The organism is Corynebacterium hansenii, from assembly GCF_030408795.1.
GTDB classification, from domain to species: domain Bacteria; phylum Actinomycetota; class Actinomycetes; order Mycobacteriales; family Mycobacteriaceae; genus Corynebacterium; species Corynebacterium hansenii.
In genome coordinates, this window is record NZ_CP047211.1 from 2842984 (window position 1) to 2854205 (window position 11222).

9 protein-coding genes are annotated in these 11222 nt (G+C 70.9%); 5 read left to right on the forward strand and 4 right to left on the reverse strand.

The window, feature by feature from the left end; translation table 11 throughout:
- Window positions 1–207 precede the first annotated feature (207 nt).
- The 4 genes from CHAN_RS12635 (at window position 208) to CHAN_RS12650 (ending at window position 5726) form a co-directional block, all read left to right on the forward strand.
- On the forward strand, window positions 208–1590 hold the full coding sequence (locus CHAN_RS12635; RefSeq protein WP_053088025.1) for a GlnX family signal transduction membrane protein: 1383 nt from the start codon (window positions 208–210) through the stop codon (window positions 1588–1590).
- Entirely contained in the window at window positions 1590–2594 is a 1005-nt protein-coding gene (locus CHAN_RS12640; RefSeq protein WP_048739766.1) for a glutamate ABC transporter substrate-binding protein, read from the forward strand. Before CHAN_RS12635 ends, CHAN_RS12640 begins: the two co-directional genes overlap by 1 nt.
- Window positions 2591–5002 carry a serine/threonine protein kinase gene (locus tag CHAN_RS12645; RefSeq protein ID WP_290290270.1) on the forward strand — a complete coding sequence of 804 codons (2412 nt, stop codon included), beginning with the start codon at window positions 2591–2593 and terminating at the stop codon, window positions 5000–5002. The genes CHAN_RS12640 and CHAN_RS12645 overlap by 4 nt, the downstream gene beginning before the upstream one ends.
- A gap of 64 nt (window positions 5003–5066) precedes the next feature.
- Window positions 5067–5726 carry a L,D-transpeptidase gene (locus tag CHAN_RS12650; RefSeq protein ID WP_290290272.1) on the forward strand — a complete coding sequence of 220 codons (660 nt, stop codon included), beginning with the start codon at window positions 5067–5069 and terminating at the stop codon, window positions 5724–5726.
- A gap of 75 nt (window positions 5727–5801) precedes the next feature.
- Here the strand turns inward: CHAN_RS12650 and CHAN_RS12655 are convergent, their stop codons facing one another.
- Together CHAN_RS12655 and pta are read right to left on the reverse strand one after the other, a co-directional pair.
- The gene (locus CHAN_RS12655; protein WP_290290274.1) at window positions 5802–6998 is read right to left on the reverse strand and encodes an acetate kinase; all 1197 of its coding nucleotides are present in this window, start codon (window positions 6996–6998) and stop codon (window positions 5802–5804) included.
- A 3-nt stretch (window positions 6999–7001) separates the two neighbouring features.
- Window positions 7002–8270, reverse strand: a complete 1269-nt coding sequence (gene pta, locus CHAN_RS12660; protein WP_377748502.1) for a phosphate acetyltransferase — start codon at window positions 8268–8270, stop codon at window positions 7002–7004.
- Window positions 8271–8872: 602 nt separating this feature from the next.
- Here pta and CHAN_RS12665 point away from each other — a divergent pair.
- A complete protein-coding gene (locus tag CHAN_RS12665; RefSeq protein ID WP_290290276.1) occupies window positions 8873–10237 on the forward strand; it encodes an FAD-dependent oxidoreductase in 1365 nt (454 codons plus the stop codon).
- Window positions 10238–10241: 4 nt separating this feature from the next.
- Here CHAN_RS12665 and CHAN_RS12670 read toward each other — a convergent pair whose 3' ends face one another.
- Both CHAN_RS12670 and CHAN_RS12675 read right to left on the reverse strand, forming a co-directional pair.
- Window positions 10242–10571 (reverse strand): hypothetical protein, encoded by a 330-nt coding sequence (locus CHAN_RS12670; RefSeq protein WP_290290278.1) that lies wholly within the window; start codon window positions 10569–10571, stop codon window positions 10242–10244.
- Window positions 10572–10607: 36 nt separating this feature from the next.
- Window positions 10608–11222: an ABC transporter ATP-binding protein gene (locus CHAN_RS12675; RefSeq protein ID WP_048739755.1), complete on the reverse strand. Its 615-nt coding sequence runs from the start codon at window positions 11220–11222 to the stop codon at window positions 10608–10610.

Below are 11222 nucleotides of genomic sequence, written 5' to 3' on the forward strand. Positions count from 1 at the left end.
TGTAACAGAGCTCCCCCGCGCTCGCGGGGACTGATCTGCACCGACGGGAGGCGACGCGCAATGGCCGCAGATGCCGCCGAAGTCCGGCACCGACCACGCAGAACGCGGTTCACGGGTCGCCGGTCCCCGGGCGGGTCCGGGCTCGACTCCACGCCGGCGCCGACTCCGCAGCGCACGTCCGGCGATCCCCCGTGGGTTCTGCCGGCGATGTACCCGCCCCCGCAGGCCCCGAAGGACGACCGCGATCCGGACGAGCGCGTCGACGATCTCGAGCTCGGCGGCGGCACGACGACGTTCGGGTCGATCCTCGGCGAGCGGATGGCCCCGGCGCTGGATTTCCCGAAGCGGACCATGTCCTTCCTGCTGACGTCGCCGGGGCGGCTGACGTTGGCCGCAGTGGTGCTCATCGTCGCCATCCTGGCGGCCGGCCTGGCCATGTCGCAGTCGACGAACCACCGCCAGCAGCAGCTGTCCACGGTGTCGTCGGCGTCGGAGCCGCAGGCCAACGCCGCGCAGAACCTGTACTCGGCGTTGACCATCGCCGATGCGTCGGCGAACACGTCGTTCAGCCGCGGCGGCCTGGACAGCGCACCGCAGCTCAGGGAGCGTTACGACGACGCCATCGCACAGGCCACCTTGGCCGGCACGCGCGCCGCGGCCGGCATCACGGAGGTCGACGGCGAGTCGATGCGCAACATCGCGACCGTGCAGCGGCTCATTCCCGTGTACACGGGTCTGGTGGAGGCGGCCCGCGCCAACGCGCGCCAGGGCCATCCGGTGGGCGTGGCGTACCTGGCCGAGGCGTCGGGGCTGATGCGTTCCGAGATCCTGCCGGCCGCCGCCGCGCTGTACGAGGACACGAGCCAGTCGGTGGCGGCCGACCGCGCGAAGCTCACCGGCCTGCCGTGGGTGCCGCTGTCCGGCCTGCTGGCGGCGGTGCTGATGCTGCTGTTCGTCCAGTGGCGCATGACGCGCCGCACCGGCCGGCTGTTCAACATGGGGCTGACGGCGGCGACGGCGCTCATGGTCATCGCGCTGTTGGCCGTCTCGCTGGCGACGACGCTGTCGTGGCGCGGGTCGACGTCCTTCGGCGGCTCCTACTCGCCGGTGCAGACGCTCACCGAGGCGCGCATCGCCGCGCAGCAGGCCCGCGCCTCCGAGACCCTCGCGCTGGTGCGCCGCCAGCCCGGCGAGGTCGCGGACTTCGACGAAGCGGCGACGAACATCGGCGACCTCATCGACGAGTCCGGCGACCCCGGCGCCGCCGCCGGGAAGGCCAGGACGGCGCTCCTGGAGTGGCGCAAGGGCCACGCCGAGATGCGCTCGCGCCTCGACCGCGGCGACTACGCCGGCGCGGTGGAGGCGGCGACGGTCGAAGGGGCGCTGCCGCATTCGTCGGCCGATGCCTTCGGCGAGCTCGACGCCGCGCTGCAGACCGCCATCGCCGACGCCCGCCTGGAGCTGCGCCGCGAAATCGAGGACGCCCGCCAGGCGTCGGCCGCCCTGTCCGCCGTGGTCGTGCTGCTGTCTATCGGCGCGACCATCTGCGTCGTCGTCGGCTTCCGCCACCGCCTGCTGGAGTACCTGTGATGCGCCGATCCCGCCCCCTCGCCGCGGCGCTGTTCGCCGCCTCCTTCGCGCTCGCCGCGTGCGCCCCGCAGGCGCCGCTGGTCGGCGACCCCTTCAACGAGATCATCGAGGGCGCCCAGGGCGGCATGCCGCTGCCCCCGGAGTCCCGGTACGAGAAGGCCGATTCGCGCCCGCCCAACCTGCCCAACGGCGTCGTCCCCGACGCGACCCCCGCCCCCGGCACCGGCCCGGCGGAGGACCGGATCCCGGAGATCGTCGACCGCGGGCGCATCATCATCGGCGTGGACCAGTCCCTGAACCTGCTGGGCTTCCGCGACTCCACCACCGGCGAACTCGCGGGCTTCGAAGTCGCGCTGGCGCAGGAGATCGCCCGCGACATCTTCGGCTCCCCGGACGCGGTGGAGTTCCGCTACGTCGACTCGACCGAGCGCATCGAGGCCCTGGACAGCGGCCGCGTCGACGCCGTCGTGCGCACGATGTCCGTCACGCCCGACCGCGAGGCCGCCGTCGACTTCTCCGCGCCGTACCTGACGGCGCGGGCGGGGATCCTCGTGCCGGCCTCCGACGCCGAGAACCAGGAGGGCGCGATCTCCTCGGCCGCCGACCTCAACGGCCGCCGGGTGTGCGTCGCCGCCGACTCGACGCCGGAGGAGATCGTCCGCGAGGAGGCGCCCGGCGCGATGCTGCTGCTGGTGCGCAGCTGGTCGGACTGCCTGGTCGCGCTCCAGCAGCACCAGGCCGATGCGGTGGTCTCGGATGACACGATCCTGGCCGGCATCAACGACCAGGACCCCGGCACGGCCATCGTCCGCCGGGGCCTGAGCACCGAGAACTACGCCGTGGGGGTCAAGGAGGGCAACGTGGGCCTGGCTTCGCAGGTGAATCTGACCATGGAGCGCATCCGCGGCGACGGCACGTGGCAGCAGCTCTACGACACGTGGCTGGGCGCCTTCCTGCCCGGCGGTTTCCAGCCCTCGGGCACGTATGCGGAGGTGGAGCGATGACGGACCCCGAACGCGCGAACGCGAATCCCGGCCCCGACGAGACCGCCCCGCCCACCGAGGCCGTCACGTTCGACCCCTTCGCCGACGAGACCGCGCCGCCGACGGAGGCCGTCGCCTTCGACCCCTTCGCCGACGACTCCGAGCCGGGCACCGTCGCCACGCCCTTCGACCCCTTCGCGGATGACGACGATGACGACGCCGGCGGCGGGCCGTCGCCAAGCCCCGCGGCGACCGCCCCCGACCCGTCCGCCGAGTCGCACCGCCGCGCCCTCGACACGTTCCGCGAGCGCCGCAGCCGCGCCCGCCAGGGCCGCACCGTCGCCGACGGCATGGTGCAGCTGCCGTTCATCCCGCCGACCAACCCGCGCGACGCCGTGATGGAGCCGGAGAAGGTCGCCGCCACCGGCAAGCCCACCCCGACGCTCAGCCCGGGCGACCTGGTCGCAGGGCAGTACGAGATCGCCGGCCCCATCGCCCACGGCGGCCTCGGCTGGATCTACCTGGCGCAGGACCACAACGTGTCCGACCGCTGGGTGGTGCTCAAGGGCATGATGGCGTCGTCCAACGAGCGCGACCTGGCGGTCGTGCAGGCCGAGCGGGAGTTCCTGGCGGAGATCACGCACCCGGGGATCGTGAAGATCATCAACTTCATCGAGCCCACCGAGACCGACACCGGGTTCATCGTCATGGAGTACGTCGGCGGCCCGTCGCTGCGGCAGCGCAAGCGCGCCCAGCCCGACGGCGTCATGCCCGTCGACGTCGCCGTCGGCTACATCCTGGAGGTGCTGCCCGCCCTGGACTACCTGCATTCGCGGGGCGTGGTCTACAACGACCTGAAGCCGGACAACGTGCTGCTCACCGAAGACCAGGTGAAGCTCATCGACGTCGGCGCGGTGACGGGCATCGGCGCCTACGGCCACATCTACGGCACGCCCGGGTTCCAGGCGCCGGAAGTGGGCCGCACGGGCCCGACCGTGGCGTCGGACATCTACACGGTGGGCCGCACGCTGGCGTCGCTGATCACGGACCTGCCGTCGACGGGCGGCGTCTACGACCCGGGGCTGCCGACGCCCATGGAGGTGCCGCTGTTCCGCCGCCACCTGTCGCTGTACCGGCTGCTGCTGCGCGCGTGCGACGAGGACCCCGACGCCCGCTTCACCAGCGCCGAGGACATGGCCATCCAGCTCACCGGCGTGCTCCGCGAGATCCTGGCGGTGCGCGACGGCGTGCAGTACCCGCACATCGGCACGCTGTTTTCGCCGCAGCGCTCGACGTACGGCACGAAGCACCGGGTGTTCCGCACCGACCAGCTGGTCGACGGCATCGCCCGCGACGTCACCATCACGCCGCAGGAGATCACCGCCGCGCTGCCGGTGCCGCTGGTCGACCCGACGGACCCGGGCGCCCGGCTGCTGTCGGCGTCGTCGTTCACCGAGCCGGGCGAGCTCATCGACACCCTCACCGCGGCGCTGCAGAACCCCGAGAACTCCGCGTCGGTGGAGATCCCCCTGGCCATCGTCCGCGCGCAGCTGGACCTCGGCTCGACGGAGGAGGCCCGCGACGGCCTGCGCTCCGCTCCCCCGCGGCTGAAGAAGGACTGGCGGTGGGGCTGGTACGCGGGCGTCACGGAACTGCTTCTCGACGACTACGATTCGGCGCTCGAGTCCTTCAACCGCGTGCTGGCCATGCTGCCCGGCGAGCCCGCCCCGAAGTTGGCGCTGGCGGCGACGCTGGAGCTGCTGCAGCAGCGGGCGGGCATCTCGCGCCAGCAGGTCCTGGACCCGGTGACGGCGCGGGCGACGGCGAATCTGGACCAGCAGCTGGACGAGATCCCCGAGTCGATGCTGCGCCACCTGACGGAGACGTGGACGACGAACGCCGCCGACCACGCCTCGATGCGCTTCCACGCCACCCGCCTGTACGCGATGGTGTGGGCGACGAACCCGACGACGGTGTCCTCGGCGTTCGGTCTGGCCCGCCAGCTGACGGTGGAGGGCCAGCAGGAGATGGCCATTTCGATGCTCGACCGCGTGCCGGCGGCGTCGCGCCACCATCGCCTGGCGCGGCTGACCACGATCCTGCTGCTGACCTCGGGCGCCCCGGAGACGCTGACGGAGTCGCGCATCCGCCGCGCCGCGCGCCGCCTGGTGGAGCTGCCCACCAACGAGCCGCGGCTGGAGCAGCTGCGCATCGCCGTGATGGTGGCGGCCCTGAACTGGCTGCGGGCCAGCGGACTGGACCACGCGGCGAGCAGGAACGAGCTTTTCGACGTCCCGTTCACCGTCGCCGGTCTCCGCGCCGGCCTCGAAGCCGGCCTGAGGCAGTTGGCGCGGTCGTCCCCGTTCCCCCGGCACCGGTACCGCCTGGTGGACATGGCGAACCTGATCCGCCCCCGCACCTGGCGCTGATCCGGCACCCCCAGCACCGGAATTCGGCTTTTGCGCATGGCGCGGGCGCAGTAAAGTGCGCTTCATGACCGGAAACCACCGCAAGCCCTCCCGCCTCCGCCGCATCGCGCGCATGGTCGCGCCGCTGGCCGTCATCGCGGGCCTCGCCATGGCCCCCACGGTGGCCGGCGCCCAGCCCCTCCCGGACTTCGGGAACGTCGCCCCCGGCCCCTCGCGGGCCGACATCGACGGCCTGATGGACCGCGCCCAGGTTCCGGGCGAGATCCGCGACGCCGTGGAGCCCCTGCTGCCGAAGCCCGAGCCGAAGCCGGCTCCCGCGCCCGCCCCGGCCCCCGCGCCGGCCCAGGAGGAGCGCGCCGCCGACGCCCCGCCGGAGTCCCCGTGCCCGGCCACGGCCCGCGCCTGCGTCGATCTCTCCGGCAACCGCACCTGGCTGCAGCAGGACGGCAAGCTGCTCTACGGCCCGGCCGGCATGTCCCACGGCAAGCCCGGCCAGGAGACCCCGAAGGGCTCCTTCAAGGTGACCCGCAAGGTCAAGGACGAGATCTCCCGCGAGTTCAACAACGCCCCGATGCCGTACGCGGTGTACTTCACCAACAACGGCCACGCCTTCCACGAGGGCTCGACCGGCGTCCAGTCGGCCGGCTGCGTCCGCCTGTCCCACGAGGCCGCCAAGTTCTTCTTCGAGAACCTCCAGGTCGGCGACTCGGTCTACATCTACTGATCCCGCTTCTCCGCACACGAAAAACCCGCCGGATGAATCCGGCGGGTTTTCCCGTCCCCGGTGAGGGGCGCGACGCTACTTCGCGTAGGCCATGGCGTAGCGGGCGATGGCCAGCTCCTCGTTGGTCGGCACGACCAGGACCTTGACGGTGGAGTCGTCCGTGGAGATGACGCGCGGGCCGTCGTTCGGGCCGGCGTTGCGCTCCGGGTCGATCTTGATGCCGAAGTTCTCCAGCTCCGCCATCGAGTCGCGGCGGATGCCCACGTGGTTCTCGCCGACGCCGGCGGTGAACGTGATGGCGTCCAGGCGGCCCAGGATGAGCATGTAGGAGCCGATGTAGCGGCGCAGCTGGTGCACGTACATCTGGTACGCGGCCCAGGCGTCGGGGTCGTTGTCGTCCATGCGCTCCTGGAGCACGCGGAAGTCGTTGACGCCGGAGACGCCCTTCAGGCCGGAGCGGCGGTTGCACAGGTTGTCGATCTCGTCGATGGACATGCCCTGGCGGTACAGGTGGAAGATGATGCCCGGGTCGATGTCGCCGGTGCGGGTGCCCATCATCAGGCCGGCCAGCGGCGTCATGCCCATCGAGGTGTCCACGGCCTCGCCGCCGCGGATGGCGGCGCAGGACGCGCCGTTGCCCAGGTGCAGCGTGATCTGGTTGACCTCGCGCGGGTCCTTGCCCAGCAGCGCCGGGACCTGGCCCGAGACGTACTCGTGGCTGGTGCCGTGGAAGCCGTAGCGGCGGATGTCGTGCTCGGCGGCGACCTCGGCGTTGAGGGGGTACAGCGCGGCGGCCGGCGGCATGGTGTGGAAGAAGCCGGTGTCGAACACCGCGACGTGCGGCACGTCCGGCAGCAGCTTGCGGGCTTCCTCGATGCCGACGATGTTCGCCGGGTTGTGCAGCGGCGCCAGCGGGATGAGGTCGCGCATCATCTCGACGATCTGGTCGTTGATCAGCTGCGGGCCGGAGAAGAGCTTACCGCCGTGGACGGTGCGGTGGCCGACCGCGGCAATCTCCACGGAGTGGGGGCCGCAGCCGTTGTCGTCCATCAGCTGGAACGCCTTGTCCAGGCCGTCTGCGTGGTCGGTGATCGGCTCGGTGACCTCGATCTTCTCGCCGCCGACCTTGAGGACGATGGTGCCGTTCTCCTCGCCGATGCGCTCGACCAGACCCGACACGTAGGGCGGCTCGGTGGCGTCCTTCGACGGGTCGACGAGCTGGAACTTGATGGACGAGGATCCGGAATTGATGACCAGGGCGTGACGCGACATGGCTTAGTTCCCTCCTGCCTGGATGGCGGTGATGGCGACGGTGTTCACGATGTCGGCGACCGTCGCGCCGCGCGACAGGTCGTTGACCGGCTTGTTGAGGCCCTGGAGGATCGGTCCGATGGCGAGTGCGCCGCCGCAGCGCTGGGCGATCTTGTAGCCGATGTTGCCGGCGTCGAGATCGGGGAAGACGAAGACGGTGGCCTTGCCGGCCACGGCCGAGTCCGGCATCTTCTTCTTCGCGGTGGAGGGGGAGATGGCCGCGTCGAACTGCAGCGGGCCGTCGACGGCGAGTTCGGGGGCCAGCTCGCGGGCCTTGGCCAGGCCCTCCTTGACGCGGTCGACGTCCTCGCCCGTGCCGGACTCGCCGGTGGAGTAGGACATCATGGCCACGCGCGGCTCGATGCCGAAGTTCGACGCGGTTTCCGCGGAGACGACGGCGATCTCGCCGAGCTGGTCCGGCGTCGGCTTGGGCAGCACGGCGCAGTCGGCGAAGCCCCACAGGCGGTCGTCCATGACCATCAGGAACAGCGAGGACACGGTCGAGGCGCCCGGCTTGGTCTTGATGATCTGGAACGACGGCTTGATGGTGTGCGCCGTGGTGTGGGCCGCGCCGGAGACCATGCCGTCGGCGAGGCCCTTGTGGATCATCATGGTGGCGAAGTAGGAGATGTCGTTCATGGTCTCCCGCGCCTCCTCGAGCGTGATGCCCTTGGACTTGCGCAGTTCCGCGAACTCCTCGGCGAAGGCGTCGAGGTGCTCCGACGTCGCCGGGTCCATGAGCGAGGCCTTGGACAGGTCCAGGCCGAGCACGCGGGCGCGGTCGCGGATGAACTCCGGGTCGCCCAGGATGGTCAGGTCGCAGATGTCGGAGGCCAGCAGCTCGCCGGCGGCGATGAGGATGCGGTCGTCCTCGCCCTCCGGCAGCACGATGTGGCGGCGGTTCTCCTTCGCCTGCTTCAGCAGCCACCACTGGAAGCGCTGCGGCGTCATGATCACCGGGACTTCGGCGCCGAGGGCGGACGCGAGCGCGTCGGCGTCGTCAAGCGAAACGACGGGCACATCCAGCTTCGGCTTCTCCGCCACGGTGCCCGTGAGCACGACGGCCAGCGGTGCGGCGTAGCGGGCGCGCAGCTCCGCGACGGCCATGCGGATGCGGGTGAGCGCGGCGTCGCCGGTGCAGCCCTCGCCGTTGGCGACGAGGATCACGCCGGAGCCGGTGACGGCGGCGACGCGGGCGTCGAAGTCGAGGTTGCCGGTGGCGGTGAGCACCATCGGCTGCTCGCCGGAGGCCCGCTCGGACTCGACGGCGGTGACGATCTGCCCGAGCGCGTGGTCGGGGTTGCCCACGACCTCATCGGCGGTGACGCCGCACTGGGCGCCCACCGTCCGCACCTCGCGGGCCCCGCCCAAGGCGGAGGACACCGCCTCGATGACCTCGCGATCGTCGCCTGCCTGGTCGACGGAGGTGACGAGCACCGCCGTGGCCGCGTTCGAGTTTTCGCTCACGGTTTGCGTCCTTTCCCGTGCGCCGGATTCGGCGCACGCCTATGGACCCGGTTCGATCCACCTGCGCGAATCCCGGGGTTCAGTGAGTCAAGATTCTTTCTCTGCCCGAATTGTGAGTCACCTTACATCGACCGCGCAACGGCCAAAACGACCTGGGTACCCCTATTAGCCGGATCGGTCCACCATGACCGTCACATTTGGGCGTGATACGTGACCAGAGTCACACCGGAAGACGCCCCGGCTTAGGTTCACCTCACACAAGATGGAGGTTCTTGCCCGTCAGCATTAGTATGGTGCGGAAATCTCGATCCGCCCCACGATCCGGCACGCACGGATCCGATCCCCGAGAAGAGCAGGTCCAACTCAGCATGTCCCGTCCCCTCCGCGTCGCCATCATCGGTTCCGGCCCCGCCGGCGTGTACGCCTCGGATGCCCTGATGAAGTCCGGGCGCGAGGTCAGCATCGACCTGTACGAGAAGATGCCCGCCCCGTTCGGGCTGATCCGCTACGGCGTCGCCCCGGATCACCCGCGCATCAAGGGCATCATCAAGAGCCTGCACCGCGTGCTGGACAAGCCCGAGGTCCGGCTCATCGCCAACGTGGAGTTCGGCAAGGACGTGACCCTCGACGAGCTCAAGGAGCTTTACGACGCCGTCGTGTTCGCGACCGGCGCCGTCGGAGACCGCGACCTGGACGTGCCCGGCGCGGACCTCGAGGGCCACCACGGGGCCGGCGAATTCGTCGGCTTCTACGACGGCAACCCGCTGTTCCGCCGCGACTGGGACCTGTCCGCCGAGTCCGTGGCCGTCGTCGGCGTGGGCAACGTCGGCCTGGACGTCGCCCGCATCCTGGCGAAGACGGGCGACGAGCTGCACGTCACCGAGATCCCGGACAACGTCTACGAGACCCTGCGCACCAACAAGGCGCGCGAGGTCCACGTGTTCGGCCGCCGCGGCCCGGCGCAGGCGAAGTTCACCCCGCTGGAGCTGAAGGAGCTGGACCACTCCCCGACCATCGAGGTCGTGGTGAATCCGGAGGACATCGACTACGACGCCGCCTCGGAGTCGAGCCGCCGCGAGTCGAAGATCGTGGACCAGGTGTGCTCGATCATCGAGAACTACGCCATCCGCGAGCCGAAGGGCGCGCCGCACAAGCTCTTCATCCACTTCTTCGAGTCGCCGGTGGAGATCCTCGGCGAGGACGGCAAGGTGGCGGGCATCCGCACCGAGCGCATGGAACTCGACGGCGAGGGCGGCGTCCGCGGCACCGGCAAGTTCACCGACTGGCCGGTCGGCGCCGTGTACCGCGCCGTGGGCTACCGCTCGGACGCGCTGCCGGGCATCCCGTTCGACGACGGCAAGGCGGTCATCCCGAACGCCGGCGGCCGCGTGCTGGACGGCGTCGGCGAGGACGCGGCGCACATCACCGGCCTGTACACCACCGGCTGGGTCAAGCGCGGCCCCGTCGGCCTGATCGGCAACACCAAGGGCGACGCCAACGAGACCGTCGCGAACCTGCTGGAGGATTACGACGCCGGCAACGCCTTCGCCCCGTCGAAGCCCGGCGAGGACGACGCCCTGGCGTTCCTGGAGTCCAAGGGCGTGCCCTACGTGACGTGGGACGGCTGGTACTCCCTCGACGCCGCCGAGCGGAAGCTGGGCGAGGCCGAGGGCCGCGAGCGCAAGAAGATCGTCGAGTGGGACGAGATGGTCGAGGCCACCCGCGGCGAGTAGCCCGTCACTTTCCCGTCAGCGCCGTGATGCCGGTGGCGGCGGCGCCGATGATGACGGCCGCGAATCCGGCGGTGTTCATGGCCGTCGGTTCGGTGAGGACGAAGAACGACGCGGTGCCGGCGGCGAGGATGAGTCCGCTCGCCGCCCCCGCCCACTTTCTCAGCATGAACCGCATGATGCAGTAGATCGCCGCGAGGATCCCGTAGGCGCCCGTGACGTAGGCGATCCACGGGCCGGGTGATGCGTCGACGCCGATGAATTCGACGACGACGAGCACCGCCGCCGCCACGCCGATCAGCGCACTGGTCTTTTTGATCAGTCCGTCGTTTGCCATTCCCCCATCGTGCCAGTTGCCGGCGGCGGCCCGCCCCTACCCCAGTTCGATGACCTCGTCGGCGATCGCGCCGAGCAGCCGGTGGTCGTGGGAGATGAAGAGGACGCCGGCGCCGTCGCCGGCCCGCTCGCGCAGCACGGACACGACTCCGGCGGCGGTGATGGGGTCGAGCATGGACGTCGGCTCGTCGCAGATCAGGTATTTCGCCTCCTGCACCAGGGCGCGGGCGATGACGGCGCGCTGGAGCTGGCCGTCCGACACTTCGGCGGGCAGGCGTTCCAGCAGCGCGGCGTCGAGGAGCACGGAATCCGCGGCGGCGTCGACGGCTTCGCGTTCGCCGGGCGCCTCCCGGCCGATGCGCCCGCCCGCCGCGATGCGGAACGGCTCGCCGATGGTCCGCCGCAGCGTCCACCGGGGGTCGCAGGCGTCGCGCGGGGCCTGGCCGATCATGGCGACGCGCACGGGGCCGCCGCCGGCCACGGTTCCCGCATCGGGGTCGAGGCGCCCGGACAGCACCTTCGCCAGCGTCGATTTGCCCGCTCCGCTGGGCCCGACGAGCCCGAGGATGCGGCCGGGCCGGATGTCGACGGAAACGTCGGAAAGCACGGGCCGCCCCCGGAAGGCGACGGAAACTCCTTGTGCGGACAGCAA